Here is an 18,610-nt window from a genome sequence, read left to right as displayed (position 1 = left end):
TGTCGCCGCGAAGGAGATGAACCATGCCCGTCAAGAACCGCTTTGCCGAACTTCTGCCCGAAATCACCGCTTGGCGCCGCGATTTCCACGAACATCCCGAACTGCTGTACGATGTCCACCGCACGGCAGGCCGGGTGGCCGAATTGCTGCGCGGTTTCGGCTGCGACGAGGTGGTGGAAGGCGTGGGCCAGACCGGCGTGGTCGGCGTCATCAAGGGCAAGTCCGACACCCAGGGCCGCGTGATCGGGCTGCGCGCCGACATGGACGCCCTGCCGATCATCGAGCAGACGGGCCTGGACTATGCCTCCAAGACCCCGGGCAAGATGCACGCCTGCGGCCATGACGGCCATACCGCGATGCTGCTGGGCGCGGCCAGATACCTGGCCGAGACGCGCAACTTTGATGGCACCGCCGTGGTGATCTTCCAGCCGGCCGAAGAAGGCGGCGGCGGCGGCGACGCCATGGTCCGCGACGGGCTGGTCAGCCGCTGGAACATCCAGGAATTCTACGGGATGCACAACATGCCGGGGATGCCGGTGGGCAGCTTCTCGATCAAGCCCGGCCCGATGATGGCGGCGGCCGACCAGTTCGACATCATCGTGACCGGCAAGGGCGGGCACGCGGCCAAGCCCCACGAATGCATCGACACCACGCTGACCGCCGCCCAGATCATCGTCGCGCTGCAATCGGTCGTGTCGCGCAACATCGACCCGCTGAAGAACGCGGTGGTGTCCGTCTGCGTCGTGTCCACCGATTCGACCGCGCACAACGTGATCCCCCAGGTCGTGAAGCTGAAGGGCACCGCCCGCAGCCTGGACGCGGGCGTGCGCGACCAGCTGCAGGACGGCATCACCCGCGTCGCCACCAACATCGCCGCCGCCATGGGCGCCACGGCCCAGGTCGATTACCAGCGCGGCTATCCGGTCACGATGAACGACGACCAGGCGACCGTCTGGGCGGCGGACGTGGCGCGCGACATCGCGGGCGAGGTGAACCTGGACATGCAGCCGATGATGGGGGGCGAGGATTTCAGCTACATGCTGAACGAACGTCCCGGTGCATATATCTTCGTGGGCAACGGCGACACGGCGATGGTCCACCACCCGGCCTACAACTTCAACGACGACGCGATCCCGGCGGGGTCCAGCTGGTATGCCGGCATGGTCGAGGCACGGATGCCCGCCGCCTGACCCTCTTGCCGCCGGGGGATGTCGCGCCAGCCCCCGGCGGTGTCGGAAATGCGATTGCCATTGCGCCGCAATCGTCCGAAATGCCGTCACCGGACAGCCAAGGAAGCGGACCCCCCATGAAAAGCTATACGCTGCGCGTCACCTGTGCCTCGACCCGCGGGATCGTGGCCGCGATCTCGGGCTATCTGGCGGGGCACGACTGCAACATCACCGACAGCGCGCAGTTCGACGACACGGAAACCGGCCGCTTCTTCATGCGCGTCAGCTTCCGGTCCGAAGGCGGGGCGACGCTGGAGACGTTGCAGGGGGGCATCGCCCCCATCGCCGAGCGTTTCGGGATGGAGGCGGATTTCAGCGACGACGCGGTGAAAAAGAAGGTCGTCATCATGGTCAGCCGGTTCGGGCATTGCCTGAACGATTTGCTGTACCGCTGGCGGATCGGCGCGCTGCCCATCGACATCGTGGCGGTGATTTCCAACCACATGGATTACCAGAAGGTCGTCGTGAACCACGACCTGCCTTATTACTGCGTCAACGTGACCAAGGAAAACAAGGCGCAGGCCGAGGCCGAACAGATGCGCATCGTCCGCGACAGCGGCGCGGAACTGATCGTGCTGGCGCGCTACATGCAGGTCCTGTCGGACGAGATGTGCCAAGCCATGTCGGGCCGGATCATCAACATCCACCATTCCTTCCTGCCGTCCTTCAAGGGCGCCAACCCCTACAAGCAGGCATACGAGCGCGGGGTCAAGCTGATCGGCGCGACCAGCCATTACGTCACCGCCGACCTGGACGAAGGCCCGATCATCGAACAGGACACCGTGCGCGTGACCCATGCGCAATCGCCCGGCGACTATGTATCCCTTGGCCGCGATGTCGAGGCGCAGGTGCTGGCTCGCGCCGTCCATGCCCATATCCATGGCCGGGTGTTCCTGAACGGCGACAAGACCGTGGTCTTCCCGCCCTCGCCCGGCAGCTATGCCAGCGAGCGGATGGGCTGACGAAAAGGGGGGCTTTGCGCCCCCTGCCGCGCTGACGCGCGTTCGTCGCTGGAAAAGGTCCACTGGACCTTCTTCCGGGCGCTCCTCACCCCGCAGGATATTTGACGCCAAGGCAAAGGCCGAAACCTTTTCTTAACTTTCACCTGGCAAGACAGGCTCACGGTACAGGCGGGGACGCCGATGACCGTCCAAGGCAAAGCGCCCCGTTTCCTTGCGGAAGCGGGGTGTCATGGTTTTGCCTTGGCCTAAATATCCCGGGGGGAGTCCCCATCGGGGACGGGGGGCAGCGCCCCCCTTCTTGATTTCTACTTCGGAATCGTGGCCGTGATGCCCTCGACAAAGAAGTTCATGCCCGACAGTTCCTTGTCGGTCGCCACCTGCCCCTCGGCCAGCCAGACCGAGCCATCGGCCTTGTTCAGCGGGCCGGTGAAGGGGTGGTATTCGCCCGCGCCGATCTTGTCGCGGAGCGCCTCGGCCTCGGCCTTCACCTCGGCAGGAACGGCCTCGGTGATCTCTCCGATCACGACCTCGCCGTCGCCGATGCCGGCCCAGGTGGCCTCGGAGGTCCAGCTGCCGTCCAGAACCTGGCCCACCCGCTTGATGTAATAGGGCGCCCAGTTGTCGATGATCGAGGACACACGCGGCGAAGGCGCGAAGGCCGCCATGTCGCTGGCCTGGCCAAAGCCGATGGCGCCGGCTTCCTGCGCCTTGGCCAGAGGGGCGGTCGAATCGGTGTGTTGCAGGATCACGTCCACGCCTTCGGCCAGCAGGGCGGCGGCCGCGTCGGCCTCTTTCGCGGGGTCGAACCAGCTATAGGCCCAGACGACGCGCATTTCCACGTCCGGGTTCACCTTGCGGGCGTGGATGAAGCTGCTGTTGATGCCCTGGATCACCTCGGGGATGGGGAAGGACCCGATATAGCCGATCTTGTTCGACTTGGTCATCCGGCCCGCGATGGTGCCGATCACCGCGCGGCCTTCATAGAAGCGCGCGTCATAGGTGGCGACGTTATCGGCGCGCTTGTAGCCGGTGGCGTGCTCGAACTTCACGTTGGGGAATTTCTTCGCGACGTTGACCGTGGCGTCCATGAAGCCGAAGCTGGTCGTGAAGATCAGCTTGTTGCCGGCCAGCGCCAGCTGGGTGATGGCACGTTCGGCATCCGCCCCCTCGGGCACGCTTTCGATGAAGGTGGTTTCGACGCGGTCGCCGAACTCGGCCTCGACCGCCTTGCGGGCCAGGTCGTGCTGATAGGTCCAGCCGCCGTCGCCCACGGGGCCGACATAGATGAAGCCGACCTTCAGCGGCTCGTCCTGCGCCCAAGTAGGCGCGGCAAGGCTGATCGTCGTCAGGGCGGCGACGCTGGCGATAAGCTGTCTGCGGTTCATTCGGTCCTCTCTGATTGGCCCCGCGCGTCAGCGCAGGGCATGAAAATCCTGGCCCAGCGATCCGGGCGCGGTGCCGCCCGCGCGGCGGCTGTATTTCTGCCGGGCGGAGATCGCCACCAGCACGATGATCGTCGCCAGATAGGGCGCCATGGACAGAAGCTGCACCGGCACCCGCACGCCCGCCGCCTGCAGGCGGAGTTGCAGCACGGTGACGCCGCCGAACAGCCACGCCCCCGCCAGAACCCCCGGCGCGGTCCAGTTCGAGAAGACCACGATGGCCAGGGCGATCCAGCCCGCGCCCGCCGTCATGCCCTCGGTCCATTGCAGCACCGTGGCGATCGAGATGAAGGCCCCGCCCACGCCCGCCATGGCCCCGCCAAAGGCGATGGCCGCGATGCGCACGCGGCGCACGTCGTAGCCAAGGGCATGGGCCGCGTCGTGGTTCTCTCCCACGCCGCGCAGGATCAGGCCCGCGCGGGACCGGTTCAGGAACCACCAGATCGTGGGGACCATCAGCAGCCCCAGCCAGACGATCCAGTTGAGGCCCAGGGGTCCGGGCGACATGGCGGGGGCTTTGACGCCCTCCATGGGCTTGCCGAACAGCGCGGCGAGGCCCAGGCCGAACAGCGTCAGCGCCAGGCCCGACGCGACCTGGTTCGCCAGCAGGAACTGCGTCAGGGCCGCGAAAGGCAGGGCGATCAGCGCACCCGCCAGGGCAGCAGCGGCAAAGCCCAGGAACGGATTGCCCGTGTGATGGGCGGCGGCGAAACCGGCCAGGGCGCCCACGATCATCATCCCCTCGACCCCCAGGTTCAGGACGCCTGCGCGCTCAGTGACCAGCTCGCCCAGGGCGGCGAACAGGATGGGGGTCGATGCCGACAGCAGCATCAGGAACAGGGCGAAGAGGTCGATCATGCCGTGATCCTTCGGGCGATGCGGAACCGGGTCAGCAGGTCGAAGCCCAGCAGGAAGAACAGCAGCATCCCCTGGAACACCTGCACGGTCGCGGCGGGCAGGTTCAGCGTCAGTTGCGCCAGTTCGCCCCCGATATAGGTCAGCGCCAGCAAGAGGCCTGCCAGCAGGATGCCCACGGGATGCAGCCGGCCCAGGAAGGCCACGATGATCGCGGTGAAGCCATAGCCCACGCCCACGGTGTCGGTGATCTGGCCTGCAGGGCCTGCGACCTCGAACAGGCCCGCCATGCCCGCCAGCGCGCTCGACAGGCCCAGGCAGAAGGCCACCAGGGTTTCCGGCTTTACGCCTGCGAAACGAGCCGCGCGGGGGGCAAGGCCAGCCGCGCGGATGTGAAAGCCGCGGATATGGCGCGACATCAGGAACCAGGTCGCCAGCACGGCCAGGGCGGCGGCGACCACGCCCCAATGCGCGCCGGTGCCGGGGATCAGCTCGGGGTTCGCGGCCGCCGGGTATTGTTGCAGGTTGCGCGATCCGGGCATCCCGAATCCTTCGGGGTTGCGCATCGGGCCGAAGGCCATCCAGGCGGCAATGCGCTGCGCGACATAGACCAGCATCAGCGACACGAGGATCTCGGACGCGCCGAACCGGTTGCGCAGCAGCGCCGGGATCATGCCCCAAGCCCAACCGCCCGCCGCGCCCGCGACCACCATGGCGGGAAAGATCCACATTTCGGGCGCGGGATAGGCGGCCAGCGCCACGGCCGCGCCGCAGATCGCGCCGATGATGTATTGCCCCTCGGCCCCGATGTTCCAGATGCCCGCGCGAAAGCCCACGGCAAGGCCCGAGGCAATCAGGATCAGGGGCGCGGCCTTGACCAGCAGTTGCGGGCGGGAATAACCGGCAGCGGGGCCGAACAGCGGATCCCAGAAGATCGTGCGGATCGCCGCCACGGGGTCATAGCCCATGATGGCGAACAGGATGCCGCCCGCGATCATCGTCGCCAGCACCGCCAGGACGGGCGTGGCGATCTGCAACAGGGGGGCAGCCTCAGAGCGGGGGACAAGGCGGATCATAGGTGGGCCACCTCCATCCCGTGCGCGCCGCCCAGCATCAGGCCGATCTGGTCCAGGCTCAAGCCTGCGGTCGGGACGGGATCGGACAGGCGGCCTTCGTTCAGCGCGCAAAAGCGGTCGGAGAGTTCCAAGAGTTCGTCCAGGTCCTGAGAAATCACGATGACGCCCGCGCCCTGCCGCGCCAGATCCAGCAGCGACTGGCGCACGGCAGAGGCCGCGCCCGCATCGACGCCCCAAGTCGGCTGGTTCACCACCAGCACGCGGGGGGCCTGCATCACCTCGCGCCCGATGACGAATTTCTGCAGGTTGCCGCCCGACAGCGCCTTTGCGGCGGTGCCGGAACCGGGGGTGCGCACGTCGAAGGCGCGGATGATGTCGGCGGCAAAGGCGCGAGCGGCGGGGTGGTCGATCAGGCCCTTGCGAACCAGGCCCTTGCGCGCGCCCGCCGTCAGCAGCGTGTTGTCGGCCAGGCTGAAATCCGGGACGGCGGCATGGCCCAGCCGATCCTCGGGCGCGGCCAGCAGCCCGGCTGCGCGGCGCGCCTCGGGGCCAAGGCGGGACAGGTCCGCGCCTTCCAGCAGGATCGTGCCGGACGCGCCGCGGATCTCGCCCGAAAGCGCGGCCAGCAATTCGTCCTGCCCGTTCCCGGCGACGCCGCCGATGCCCAGGATCTCGCCCGCGCGCAGGGTCAGGGTGACGCCTTTCAGCGCCGTGCCCTCGGCCGTGGGTGCCGCTTGCGTCAGGGCGCGGACCTGCAACAGGACCTCGCCCGCCTGGCGTCCGCTGCGGTCGATGGCGCGCATTTCCCCGCCCACCATCATCGCGGCGAGCGTCCGGGCGGAATGGGCGCGCGGGTCGCAACTGTCCACCACGCGGCCGCCGCGCAGGATCGTGGCGCGGTCGCAATGGGTGCGGATTTCTTCCAGCTTGTGGCTGATATAGAGGATCGCGGTCCCCCCATCCGCCAGCTTGCGCAGGGTGGCGAACAGCAGTTCGGCCTCTTGCGGGGTCAGGACGCTGGTGGGTTCGTCCATGATCAGCAGGCGCGGGTTCTGCAACAGGCAGCGGATGATCTCGACCCGCTGGCGTTCGCCCGCGGACAGGGTGACGACCCGGCGCGCGGGGTTCAGCGGCAGGCCGAAGTCCTGGCTGACCTGCGCGATACGGGCGGACAAGGCGCGCTGCGGCGGCGGGTTCTCCATCCCGAGCGCGATGTTTTCCGCGACCGTCAGCGCGTCGAACAGCGAAAAATGCTGGAACACCATCGCCACGCCCGCCGCCCGCGCGGCGCGGGGGTCGGTTGGCTGGTGCGGCTGGCCGTTCAGTTCCATGTGCCCGTCGTCGGGGCGAACCAGGCCATAGATCATCTTGACCAGCGTCGATTTGCCCGCGCCGTTCTCGCCCAGCAGTGCGTGGATCTCGCCCGGGTCCACGGCAAAGGACACGTCGTCGTTGGCGCGGACGCCGGGATAGGATTTGCCGATCCCCCTGGCCCGGAAAACTGCCGCGTCGGTCAAACCTTGTCCCCTTGGTCAAATCCTTCCGCCTGCTTATCGCGCAAGTGACGCCGGGGGCAATTGCGCTGTTTCGGCAGGTTGCGATAGATGTCTGATCATGGCTGCAAAAACCCCCCGATTCATCCATCTTCGCACACATTCCGAGCATTCGTTGCTGGAAGGCGCCATTCCCGTGGGCAAGCTGCCCGGTCTTGCGGCGGATGCCGGGATGCCCGCCGTGGCGCTGACCGACACCAACGCGATGTTCGCGGCCCTGGAATTCAGCGTCAAGGCCATGGACAAGGGCGTCCAGCCGATCATCGGCTGCCAGATGACGCTGCAGGACGGCGCCACGGGACCGGTGGTCCTGCTGGCGCAGAATCAGGCAGGCTGGCTGAACCTGATGGCGCTGTCCACCTGCCTTTACCTGCGCGACGGCGGCGCGCCGTTGCATGTCACGGTGGACGAACTCCTCGCCCATGCCGAGGGGTTGATCTGCCTGACCGGCGGGGCGACCGGCCCCTTGGGCTGCCTGATCGCCCAAGGCCAGCGCGACAAGGCCGACGCCCTGGCCGACCGGCTGGCTGCCGCCTTTCCCCAGCGGCTTTACGTCGAATTGCAGCGCCATCCGGGCGAGAACGGCGCCTTGATGCCTGCCGAAGCCGCGTCCGAAGGGGGGCTGATCGACCTGGCCTATGCGAAATCCCTGCCGCTGGTCGCCACGAACGATGTCTATTTCCCCAAGGCGTCGATGTTCGAGGCCCATGACGCCCTGATCTGCATCGCGGAAAAGGCCTATGTGGACCAGTCCCAACCCCGCCGCCGCCTGACGCCGCAGCATTACTTCAAGTCGGCCGAGGAAATGGCCGTCCTGTTCGCCGACCTGCCCGAGGCGCTGGACAACACCGTCGAGATCGCCCGCCGTTGCGCCTTCGCGGTCAAGAAGCACGCCCCGATCCTGCCCAAATTCGCCGATGACGAGGTCGAGGAACTGCGCCGCCAGGCCCGCGCGGGACTTGAGGCGCGGCTGCGCGTCATCCCCCATGCCGTTTCCGTCGAGGAATACCACGCCCGCCTGGACTTCGAGCTGGGCATCATCGAGCAGATGGGCTTTCCGGGTTACTTCCTGATCGTGGCCGATTTCATCAAATGGGCCAAGGACCACGGCATCCCCGTGGGACCGGGGCGGGGGTCGGGCGCGGGGTCGCTGGTGGCCTATGCGCTGACCATCACGGATCTGGATCCCCTGCGCTACAACCTGCTGTTCGAGCGTTTCCTGAACCCGGAACGCGTGTCCATGCCCGACTTCGACATCGACTTCTGCATGGACCGGCGCGAGGAGGTGATCCGTTACGTCCAGGGCCGCTACGGCGCGGAAAAGGTGGGCCAGATCATCACCTTCGGCGCGCTGCTGTCCAAGGCCGCCGTGCGCGACGTGGGCCGCGTCTTGCAGATGCCCTTCGGGCAGGTGGACCGCCTGTCCAAGATGATCCCGCTGGAAGGCGTCAAGCCCGTCAGCATCGCCAAGGCCCGCGCCGACGAGCCGCGCCTGCGCGAAGCCGCCAAGGAGGAGGTCGTCAAGCGCCTGCTGGACTATGCGGAGCAGCTTGAGGGCCTTTACCGCAACGCCTCCACCCATGCGGCGGGCGTGGTGATCGGGGACCGGCCTCTGGACCGGCTGGTGCCGCTGTATCGCGATCCGGCCTCGGACATGCCGGCCACGCAGTTCAACATGAAATGGGTCGAAGTGGCCGGCCTGGTCAAGTTCGACTTCCTGGGCCTCAAGACCCTGACGGTGATCCAGAACGCGGTCGAGCTGATCAACGGGCAGGGCCGCCCGCTGCATGTCGCCGCCGACGGACGCAAGCTTTACGATCCGACGCCCGGCACGGAAAACCAGATCAACCTGATCCCGCTGGACGACAAGGCCACATACGACCTGTTCGCCTCGGCCCGCACGGTCGCGGTGTTCCAGGTGGAATCCAGCGGCATGATGGACGCCCTGCGCCGGATGCGCCCCACCTGCATCGAGGATATCGTGGCGCTTGTGGCGCTGTATCGCCCTGGCCCGATGGAGAACATCCCGACCTATTGCGAGGTCAAGAACGGGCTGCGCAAGCTGGAATCCATCCACCCGTCGATCGACCACATCCTGGCCGAAACCCAGGGCATCATCGTTTATCAGGAACAGGTGATGCAGATCGCCCAGGTCATGGCGGGATACAGCCTTGGCGGCGCCGACCTGCTGCGGCGCGCGATGGGCAAGAAGATCGCCAGCGAGATGGCCAAGGAACGCCCGAAGTTCGTCGATGGCGCGGTAGCCAACGGCGTGGACCCCAAGAAGGCGGGCGAGGTCTTCGACCTGCTGGAAAAGTTCGCCAACTACGGCTTCAACAAGTCCCACGCGGCGGCCTATGCCGTGGTCAGCTATCAGACGGCCTGGCTCAAGGCGAACCATCCGGTCGAATTCATGGCCGCGGTGATGAACTGCGACATCCACCTGACCGACAAGCTGGCGATCTACAAGCGCGAATGCGACCGCATGGGGATCGCCATCGTGCCGCCCTGCGTCAACCGGTCCGCCCCCACCTTCAGCGTGGGCGAGGGCCGCATCCACTACGCCTTGGGCGCGCTCAAGGGCGTCGGTATCGAGGCGATGAAGCTGATCCACGATGCGCGCGGCGACCGGCCCTTCCGCGACATCCACGACCTTGCCCGCCGCGTGGACATGAAGCGCGTGGGCAAGCGCCCGTTGGAGATGCTGGCCCGCGCGGGCGCCTTCGACGTTCTGGACGACAACCGCGCCCGCGTGGTCAAGGGGCTGGACGCGCTGTGCGCCTGGTCGGCGGCGGTGCAGGAACAGGCGGCGTCCAGCCAGACATCGCTGTTTGGCGGGGGCGAGGATCTGCCGCCGCCCCGCCCGCCCATCACCGGCATCTGGCTGCCCACCGAAAAGCTGGCCGAGGAGCACAAGGCCGTGGGCTTCTACCTGTCCGGGCATCCGCTGGACGACTACCTGCCCGCGCTCAAGCGCAAGAAGGTCCAGACCCTGGCCGAGATTAGCCAGGAGGCCCTGGGCGGTCCCTTGGTCGCCAGCATCGCAGGCACGGTCGCCGCGCGGATGGAACGCAAGTCCGCCAAGGGCACGCCTTACGCCTTCGTCAGCCTGTCCGACCCAACCGGGCTGTACGAGGTCACGGTGTTTTCCGACCTGCTGACCGCATTCCGCGACCGGCTGGAACCGGGGCAGAACGTCGTGCTGCAGGTCAAGGTCGAACCTTCGAGCGACGGGGTGAAGATGCTGGCGAACTCGGTCGCCACCATGGACGAGGTGGTGGCCGACGCGGGCGCGGGCTGCCTGGCGGTGGAAATGCAGGGCAGCGACACCATCCCCCGCCTGGCCGAAACCCTAGCCCGCATCCGCACCGAGATCACCGTCCCCGCGCGCTCGCGCGGCCCGGTCCTGCTGCGCATCCGCGAAGGCGATCAGGTGATCGAGATCGAGGTCGCAAACGACGCCCCCCTGACCACCCCGGCGCGCCAGGCCTTGCGCGCGGTTCCGGGCGTGCTGGACGTGGTCGAGGAATAAGGATTGTCCCCTAGGCAGATGTTCGCCTTTCGTGCTAGTCCTTTGAAAACGGAAAAGAGGCGGGCATGAAGGTTCTGGGCATCGACCCCGGATTGAGGAACATGGGTTGGGGCGTGATCCTGGTCGAAGGGTCGCGCCTGCGCCATGTGGCGAACGGCGTGATCCAGACGACCGAGGGCGACCTGGCCGCGCGGCTGTCGCAACTGTATCGCGGCCTCTGCGCCGTGATCGCGGCGCATTCGCCCGACGCGGCGGCGGTGGAGCAGACCTTCGTCAACAAGGACGCGGTCGGCACGCTGAAGCTGGGCCAGGCGCGCGGCATCGCCCTGCTGGCCCCGGCCGAGGCCGGGCTGACGGTCGGCGAATACGCCCCGAACGCGGTCAAGAAGACCGTGGTGGGCGTAGGACACGCGGGCAAGGAACAGGTCCAGCACATGGTCAAGGTCCAGCTTCCCGGCGTCACCTTCGACAGCGCCGACGCGGCGGACGCGCTGGCCATCGCCATCTGCCATGCCCGCCACCTGCAAGGCCGTGCCTTGCGCGTCGTGGAACGGTCGGCATGATCGGGCGCATCGCCGGAATCATCCTGCACCGGGCGCGGGACCACGTGCTGATCGACGTGCGCGGCGTGGGCTATGTCGTCCATGTCAGCGACCGCACCGCCGCCGGCCTGCCGCCGGTAGGCCAGGCCGTCGCGCTTTACACCGACCTGATGGTGCGCGAGGATCTGCTGCAACTGTTCGGCTTTCCGTCGATGCTGGAAAAGGAATGGCACCGGCTGCTGACGGGCGTGCAGGGGGTGGGGGCCAAGGTCTCGCTGGCGATCCTGGGCACCCTGGGGCCAGAAGGGTTGGGCCGCGCCATCGCGCTTGGCGATTGGGCATCCGTCCGCAAGGCCAACGGGGTGGGACCGAAGCTGGCGCAGCGCGTGGTGCTGGAATTGAAGGACAAGGCGCCCTCGATCATGGCGCTTGGCGCGACGCTGAGCGTGGACATGGGCGTCCCGCTGGTCGAAACCGATGCCGTCATCGACACCGCCGATGTCCCCGCCGCCCGGCCCGCCGCGCCGTCGGATGCCATGCTGGCCGCCCGCGCCACGTCCGACGCGCTGTCCGCGCTGTCGAATCTCGGCTATGCTGCCTCTGAGGCCGCGCAGGCCGTGGCCGAGGCGCAGGCGCGGGAACCGACCGCCCAAACCCCCGCGTTGATCCGCGCGGCGCTGCGACTGCTGGCGCCGAAAGAGTAAGGGGATAGCGATGGGCAACGCGAAGGTCTTCATCCTGATGGCCGCCATGACCGCCCTGGTTATGGCGTTGGGCTGGATGCTGGGCGGGCAGGGCGGCGCGGTGATCGCGCTGCTGCTGGCGGGCGGCATGAACGTCTTTTCCTGGTGGAACAGCGATAAGATGGTGCTGCGCCAGCAGGGCGCGGTGGAACTGTCGCCCAGCCAGGGCGGCGATCTCTATGCGCTGACTGCCGAGCTGGCACGGCGGGCCGACCTGCCGATGCCGAAACTGTATCTGCTGCCGACCGAACAGCCCAATGCCTTCGCCACCGGTCGCAATCCCGAAAATTCCGCGGTTGCGGTGACGCAGGGCCTCGTCCGCACCCTGTCGCGCGACGAGATCGCGGGGGTGATCGCCCATGAACTGGCCCATATCAAGCACCGCGACACGCTGACCATGACCGTTACCGCGACCATGGCGGGGGCCATTGCCATGATGGGCAACATGATGCTGTTCACCGGCGGGCGCGACGACCGGGGCGGCGGCCTCGGCGCGATCCTGGCGATGATCTTCGCGCCCCTGGCCGCGATGATGGTGCAGATGGCGATTTCCCGCGCCCGCGAATTCGAGGCGGATGCAACGGGTGCGCAGATCTGCGGCCAGCCGCAGGCGCTGGCCTCGGCGCTGGCGAAGATTTCGCAGATGGCGGGGCGGACCCTGAACATTCCCGCGGAACGCAATCCTGCGGCGGCGTCGATGTTCATCGTCAACCCGCTGAACGGGCTGCGCATGGACCGCCTGTTCGCCACCCATCCCGCGACCGAGGATCGGATCGCCCGGCTGATAGCGATGGGTGGCGGCGCCCGCGAACGCCCCTCGCCCATCCCGCGCAGCGGGCGCGGCGGACCCTGGGGGCGCGGATGATCCAGCCAGACCCGACCCTGCGCCCGGAACCCATGGACGGCGAATCCGAGGACCGCGCCCTGCGCCCGCAGATGCTGTCCGAATTCGTGGGCCAAGCCGAGGCGCGCGCCAACCTGCGCGTCTTTATCGAAAGCGCCAAGATGCGCGGCAAGGCGATGGACCACACGCTGTTCTTCGGCCCCCCCGGCCTGGGCAAGACCACGCTGGCGCAGATCATGGCGCGCGAACTGGGCGTGAACTTTCGGATGACATCCGGCCCGGTGCTGGCGCGGGCAGGCGATCTGGCGGCGATCCTGACCAACCTGGAAGCCCGCGACGTGCTGTTCATCGACGAGATCCACCGCATGAACCCCGCGGTCGAGGAGATCCTCTATCCCGCGCTGGAGGATTTCGAGCTGGATCTGGTGATCGGCGAAGGCCCGGCGGCGCGAACCGTGCGGATCGAATTGCAGCCCTTCACCCTTGTGGGTGCGACGACGCGCCTCGGCCTGCTGACCACGCCCCTGCGTGATCGCTTCGGCATCCCGACGCGGCTGGAGTTCTATACCATCCCCGAACTGGACCTGATCGTGCAGCGCGGCGCGCGGCTGATGGGGATCCAGGCCGAACCCGAAGGCACGCGCGAGATCGCCCGCCGCGCGCGCGGCACGCCCCGGATCGCGGGGCGCTTGCTGCGCCGCGTCGTGGATTTCGCCCTGGTCGAGGGCGACGGGCGGTTGACGCGGGAAATCGCGGATACCGCGCTGACTCGGCTTGGCGTGGACGACCTGGGCCTGGACGGGGCCGATCGGCGTTATCTCATGCAGATGGCCGAGCATTACGGCGGCGGGCCGGTGGGGGTGGAAACCCTGTCAGCGGCCCTGTCCGAAAGCCGCGACGCGATCGAGGAAGTGATCGAGCCTTACCTGCTGCAACAAGGCCTGATCGCGCGGACCCCGCGCGGGCGGCAGTTGACGGCGGGCGCCTGGCGGCATCTGGGGCTGGCGGCGCCCACCGTGCCAATCCAGGCGACCTTGTTCGACGGCTAGCGGGCAGGGGGCGCTGCCCCCGTCGCGCCATGCGCGACTCCCCCGGGATATTTGGGGTCCAATGCAGGAACGAGGAACGCCCCATCCTGCGAGAGGATGGGGCGCCCGCTTCGGACACGGTCATCGGCGTCCCCGCCTGTACCGTAAGATCAGAATGCCGCCAAATGGTTGAGAAATGGTAAAGTGTCCTGCTTTGGACAACAAATATCCCGCGGGGTGAGCCGCGCCCGGAAAAAGGTCCAGTGGACCTTTTTCAGCGGCGAACGCCTGCCGCCTTGCGGCAGGCTGGGGGTGCAAAACCCCCGGCTTTGGCCTCAAGGCGTCAGCCCTTTGGGATCGGGCAGGCCATTGGCACGCGCTGTCGCGGTCAAGGTGTTCGCCAGCAGGCAGGCGATGGTCATCGGGCCGACGCCGCCCGGCACCGGGGTGATCGCGCCCGCGACAGGGGCAGCAGAATCGAAATCGACATCGCCCACAAGCCCGTCGTCGGTGCGGTTGATGCCCACGTCGATCACCACTGCGCCCGGCTTGATCCAGTCGCCCTGCACGAAGCGCGCGCGTCCCACGGCGGCCACCACGATGTCGGCTTGGCGGCACAACGCGGGCAGGTTCGCGGTCCGGGAATGGGCCACCGTTACCGTCGCGCTGTCGCGCAGCAGAAGCTGGGCCATGGGCTTGCCCACGATATTGCTGCGCCCGATCACCAGGGCGTTCTTGCCCGACAGGTCTCCCAGATGGGCGCGCAGCAGCATCAGGCAGCCCAGGGGCGTGCAGGGCACCATCGCCTTCTGGCCTGTCGCCAGCCGTCCGACATTCAGGATGTGGAACCCGTCCACGTCCTTGGCGGGGTCGATGGCGTTGATCACGGCCGCTTCGTCCATGTGCCGGGGCAGGGGCAGTTGCACCAGGATGCCGTTGACCGCGGGGTCGGCGTTCAGCCGGTCGATCAGCGCCAGCAGGTCGGCTTGCGGCGTGTCGGCGGGCAAGCGGTGTTCAAGGGAATTCATGCCGACTTCGCGCGTCATGCGGCCCTTGGACCGGACATAGACCTGGCTGGCGGGATCCTCGCCCACCAGCACCACGGCCAGGCCGGGGGTGATGCCCTGGGCCTTCATCGCCGCCACTTCCGTCCCAATGCGGGCGCGCAGGTGGGCGGCAAAGGCCTTGCCGTCGATCAGTTTCGCGGTGATGGGCAGGGATGCGGTCACGGGCGGTCTCCGTTCAGATAGCGGTCTTCCTGCGCAATGGCGGCTTCGACCAGTTGCCGCCAGATATTCTCGATCAGCGCCCGGTCCAGCCCGCGCGATGCGGCGTGACGGCCCGCATTTGCGACCACTTCCTCGACCCGGTCGTCGATCCGGGCGGGCAGGCCGATGCGTTTCTTGATGCGGGCCGCCTGGGCGATCAGGGCGTGGCGCTGCGCCAGAAGGCCCACCAGCCGTTCGTCCAGCGCATCAATATGGGCGCGCAGCGTCGCCATGTCCGGGATGTCGTCGATCTGCATCGGACCCTCCATTGCTGGCAGGGGGATGCACCGGGCGGCACGGCGGTGCAAGACCAAAGAGAAACCCCGGCGCGAGGGCCGGGGTCGTTCCGTGTCATGCCGGGGCGGGGTCGCCGCCGGGGGCGGGCTTGCCCGCCTTGGGGATCGCCGTGACCGAGGGGATCAGGCTGCCCGGCGTGTCGTCGTCCCCGCCAAGGGCCTCGCCCCGAAGGATCTTGCCGATCTCCTCTCCCGTCAGGGTTTCGTATTCCAGAAGGCCCTTGGCCATCCGCTCGAATTCCTCGGACTTTTCCAGAAGGATGCGGCGGGCTTCCTGATAGGCTTCCTCGATCAGGTCGCGGACTTCCTGTTCGATCAGCTCCTTGGTCGCGGCCGAGATCGAGAAGCCGCCGGTCGAGCCGTTGTAACCCTCGTGCGCCTCGGCATAGTCGATGTTGCCGACCTTGTCGGACATGCCCCACCGCATCACCATCGCGCGGGCCAGGGCGCTGGCCTGCTGGATGTCGCCGGCGGGGCCGTTCGACACGCCTTCCTCGCCATACTTGATGATCTCGGCGGCCTTGCCGGCCATGGTCATGGTCAGCTTCTGCTTGGCCTCGTCCTTGTGAAAGTTCAGGCGGTCCATCTCGGGCAGGGACACCACCATCCCCAACGCGCCGCCGCGCGGGATGATCGTGGCCTTGTACACGGGGTCGCACTTGGGCAGCGACAGGCCCACGACCGCGTGGCCCGCCTCGTGATAGGCGGTCTTTTCCTTCTGCTCGGGCGTCAGGACCATGCTGCGGCGTTCGACGCCCAGCATGACCTTGTCCTTGGCATTCTCGAAGTCTTCCATGCTGACGAAGCGCCGGCCGATGCGGGCGGCCGTCAGGGCGGCCTCGTTCACCAGGTTCATCAGGTCCGCGCCAGAGAAACCGGGCGTGCCGCGCGCGATGATTCGCAGGTCCACGTCGGGACCGACCGGCACCTTGCGGGCATGGACAGACAGAATCTTCTCGCGTCCCTTGATGTCGGGGTTCGGGACATGGATCTGGCGGTCGAAGCGGCCGGGACGCAGCAGGGCAGGGTCCAGAACGTCGCGGCGGTTGGTGGCGGCGACGATGATGATGCCCTCGTTGGCCTCGAACCCGTCCATTTCCACCAGCAACTGGTTCAGGGTCTGTTCGCGTTCGTCGTTGCCGCCGCCGATGCCCACGCCACGGGCGCGGCCCACGGCGTCGATCTCGTCGATGAAGACGATGCAGGGGGCGGATTTCTTGGCCTGCTCGAACATGTCGCGGACACGGGACGCACCGACGCCCACGAACATTTCCACGAAGTCCGAACCCGAGATGGTGAAGAAGGGCACGCCCGCCTCGCCCGCGATGGCGCGGGCCAGCAGGGTCTTGCCCGTGCCCGGAGGGCCGACCAGCAGCGCGCCTTTCGGAATCTTGCCGCCCAGGCGGCTGAATTTCTGCGGATTGCGCAGGAATTCGACGATTTCTTCCAGTTCTTCCTTGGCCTCGTCGATGCCCGCCACGTCGTCGAATGTCACCCGACCATGCTTTTCGGTCAGCAATTTGGCGCGCGACTTGCCAAAGCCCATGGCCCCGCCTTTGCCGCCGCCCTGCATCCGGTTCATGAAGAAGATCCAGACGCCGATCAGCAGGATGAAGGGCAGCCAGACGCCCAGCAGGGACATGAAGCCCGACTGCTGCTGGCGGACGACCTTCACATCGACGTTCTTGGCAATCAGGCGGTCCGAGATGTCCTCGCCCTGCGGGCGGATGGTGGCATACTGGTTGCCGTCGGTGCCGGTGATCGCCAGTTCCTCGCCGTCGATGGTGACGGCGGAAACCTGGTCATTATCGACGCGTTGGATGAAATCCGAATAGCTGATCTGCCGGCTGTTCATGGTCGTCGCGCCGTCGCTGAACAGATTGAACAGCGCCAGGATCATCAGGAACAGGACGACCCAGAAGGCGAGGTTTCGTGCGTTGCCCAAAGCGGGACCTCCGGCGAAAAGCGGTTTGAACTGAAAATAGGGATTATCGGCGCGTGTTCAATGCGCCATTACCAGCCTGTGGAAATCTGCGGCACTGCGCAGGGGCCGCACCTCGTAGGGGGCTGCCCGCGCGACCAGCGGCGCGGCGACCAGCCGGTCCCCTTCCCACACGGCGGGCGAGGCGGCGGCCTCGTCCCGGCCAAGGCCCGACAAGCGCCACTTGACGCGCGCCACTTCCCCCATGCCAAGGGCCGCGACATGCTGGCCGGGCTTCAAGCCGCTGATCTTCCAGCGATTGTCCCAGATCTCGCCCTGGCTGTGGGGGGCGCGCAAGGCCGCGGCAGCCTCTCGAAACAGGCGGATCCGGTCGCCTGCGGGTTCGATCAGGGTGCCGTCCAGGGTGACGCGGTGGCCGGTCGCGATCGAATTCAGCGCGTGCAGCACGGTATTGCGGCGCGGCGGATAGTCGGCGCCGGTGATCCAGCGGCAGGCCGCGACGATCAGCCGCCGGCGAATCTCGGGCGGGGCGTCCCCATAGGCGCGGCGCAGCAGGGTCAGGCTGCCGTCGTGGATGGCCACGTCGCGCGCCGCATGGGCGGCATAGTGCGACAATGCGTCGCGCGCTTCCCCGATGTGATTGGCCGCACGCGCCAGCGCGGAAATGTCCAGGCCGACCGAGGCAATGGCCTTGCGGATGCGGATGCGGTCGAAATCCTCGTTCTCGTTGCTGGGGTCGTCGGCCCAGGCGATGCCGCGCGCGGCCAGCCAGTCGCGCAGATCCTGGCGCCCGGCGCCCAGCATGGGGCGCAGCCAGCGGATGCCGAAGCGGTCGCGCCATTCCGCCATCGAGGCCAGCCCGTCGATCCCCGATCCGCGCGCCAGCCGCATCAGCAGCGTTTCCGCCTGGTCATCGGCCGTGTGGCCCAGCAGGACGGCGGGCAAGCCGTTGCGCTGCGCCCATCCGGCCAGCAGTCGCAACCGCGCGTCGCGCGCGTTGGCCATCAGGTTCCCGGTCTCGGTCCCGCGCTGCCACAGCAGGGTGGCATGGGGCAGGCCAAGCGCTCGGGCGGCGCGGGCGACCTGCCGCGCCTCGGCCGCGCTTTCGGGACGCAACCCGTGATCGACGGTCGCCACCATGATCCTGCGCCCGCGTGACCAGTCCGCCGCCATGTGCATCAGCGCCACCGAATCGCCGCCCCCCGACACGGCGACGCCAAGCGCGGGCATGTCGGCGGCCAGCCGGTCCAGCGCGGCATGGATGCAAAAGGCGGGATCGGCGGCAGGCAGGGTCATGG

Annotated in this window: 15 protein-coding genes; 7 read left to right on the top strand and 8 right to left on the bottom strand. The window is 67.6% G+C overall.

Translation table 11 applies throughout. The annotated features are described in order from the left end of the window. Positions 1–23: 23 nt before the first annotated feature. Together GIY56_RS11530 and purU are read left to right on the top strand one after the other, a co-directional pair. Positions 24–1,190: a M20 aminoacylase family protein gene (locus GIY56_RS11530; RefSeq protein WP_154765001.1), complete on the top strand. Its 1,167-nt coding sequence runs from the start codon at positions 24–26 to the stop codon at positions 1,188–1,190. 116 nt (positions 1,191–1,306) lie between these two features. Further along, positions 1,307–2,191, top strand: coding sequence for a formyltetrahydrofolate deformylase (purU, locus tag GIY56_RS11525; protein WP_154765000.1), 885 nt, complete (start codon positions 1,307–1,309; stop codon positions 2,189–2,191). A 305-nt stretch (positions 2,192–2,496) separates the two neighbouring features. On the opposite strand, the gene GIY56_RS11520 is transcribed toward purU, so the two are convergent. From GIY56_RS11520 to GIY56_RS11505, 4 genes are read right to left on the bottom strand one after another with little or no spacing between them, the layout of a single operon-like run. After that, entirely contained in the window at positions 2,497–3,576 is a 1,080-nt protein-coding gene (locus GIY56_RS11520; protein WP_154764999.1) for a BMP family ABC transporter substrate-binding protein, read from the bottom strand. 27 nt (positions 3,577–3,603) lie between these two features. Then, positions 3,604–4,491 (bottom strand): ABC transporter permease, encoded by an 888-nt coding sequence (locus GIY56_RS11515; RefSeq protein ID WP_154764998.1) that lies wholly within the window; start codon positions 4,489–4,491, stop codon positions 3,604–3,606. Then, positions 4,488–5,564 carry an ABC transporter permease gene (locus GIY56_RS11510; protein WP_154764997.1) on the bottom strand — a complete coding sequence of 359 codons (1,077 nt, stop codon included), beginning with the start codon at positions 5,562–5,564 and terminating at the stop codon, positions 4,488–4,490. The genes GIY56_RS11515 and GIY56_RS11510 overlap by 4 nt, the downstream gene beginning before the upstream one ends. Beyond that, positions 5,561–7,081, bottom strand: a complete 1,521-nt coding sequence (locus tag GIY56_RS11505; RefSeq protein ID WP_154764996.1) for an ABC transporter ATP-binding protein — start codon at positions 7,079–7,081, stop codon at positions 5,561–5,563. The genes GIY56_RS11510 and GIY56_RS11505 overlap by 4 nt, the downstream gene beginning before the upstream one ends. Positions 7,082–7,178: 97 nt before the next feature. On the opposite strand from GIY56_RS11505, the gene dnaE reads away from it, so the two are divergent. The 5 genes from dnaE (at position 7,179) to ruvB (ending at position 13,827) form a co-directional block, all read left to right on the top strand. Further along, on the top strand, positions 7,179–10,649 hold the full coding sequence (gene dnaE / locus GIY56_RS11500; protein ID WP_154764995.1) for a DNA polymerase III subunit alpha: 3,471 nt from the start codon (positions 7,179–7,181) through the stop codon (positions 10,647–10,649). Between the two features lie 65 nt (positions 10,650–10,714). Continuing rightward, entirely contained in the window at positions 10,715–11,212 is a 498-nt protein-coding gene (gene ruvC, locus GIY56_RS11495; protein ID WP_154764994.1) for a crossover junction endodeoxyribonuclease RuvC, read from the top strand. After that, on the top strand, positions 11,209–11,895 hold the full coding sequence (gene ruvA, locus GIY56_RS11490; protein ID WP_154764993.1) for a Holliday junction branch migration protein RuvA: 687 nt from the start codon (positions 11,209–11,211) through the stop codon (positions 11,893–11,895). Before ruvC ends, ruvA begins: the two co-directional genes overlap by 4 nt. A gap of 10 nt (positions 11,896–11,905) precedes the next feature. Then, entirely contained in the window at positions 11,906–12,799 is an 894-nt protein-coding gene (gene htpX / locus GIY56_RS11485; protein WP_154764992.1) for a zinc metalloprotease HtpX, read from the top strand. After that, entirely contained in the window at positions 12,796–13,827 is a 1,032-nt protein-coding gene (gene ruvB / locus GIY56_RS11480; protein WP_154764991.1) for a Holliday junction branch migration DNA helicase RuvB, read from the top strand. Before htpX ends, ruvB begins: the two co-directional genes overlap by 4 nt. Positions 13,828–14,141: 314 nt before the next feature. Here the strand turns inward: ruvB and folD are convergent, their stop codons facing one another. From folD to tilS, 4 genes are all read right to left on the bottom strand, one after another. Further along, the gene (folD, locus tag GIY56_RS11475) at positions 14,142–15,017 is read right to left on the bottom strand and encodes a bifunctional methylenetetrahydrofolate dehydrogenase/methenyltetrahydrofolate cyclohydrolase FolD (protein WP_328288531.1); all 876 of its coding nucleotides are present in this window, start codon (positions 15,015–15,017) and stop codon (positions 14,142–14,144) included. A 14-nt stretch (positions 15,018–15,031) separates the two neighbouring features. Next, positions 15,032–15,331, bottom strand: coding sequence for a chorismate mutase (locus tag GIY56_RS11470; protein WP_230312454.1), 300 nt, complete (start codon positions 15,329–15,331; stop codon positions 15,032–15,034). A 94-nt stretch (positions 15,332–15,425) separates the two neighbouring features. After that, a complete protein-coding gene (ftsH, locus tag GIY56_RS11465) occupies positions 15,426–17,315 on the bottom strand; it encodes an ATP-dependent zinc metalloprotease FtsH (RefSeq protein WP_154764990.1) in 1,890 nt (629 codons plus the stop codon). A 57-nt stretch (positions 17,316–17,372) separates the two neighbouring features. Continuing rightward, entirely contained in the window at positions 17,373–18,608 is a 1,236-nt protein-coding gene (gene tilS, locus GIY56_RS11460; RefSeq protein ID WP_154764989.1) for a tRNA lysidine(34) synthetase TilS, read from the bottom strand. Positions 18,609–18,610: the final 2 nt, after the last annotated feature.

The organism is Paracoccus lichenicola (genome assembly GCF_009708075.1).
In the GTDB taxonomy this organism is placed as follows: Bacteria; Pseudomonadota; Alphaproteobacteria; order Rhodobacterales; family Rhodobacteraceae; genus Paracoccus; species Paracoccus lichenicola.
This window is presented reverse-complemented; position numbering and strand designations above follow the sequence as displayed.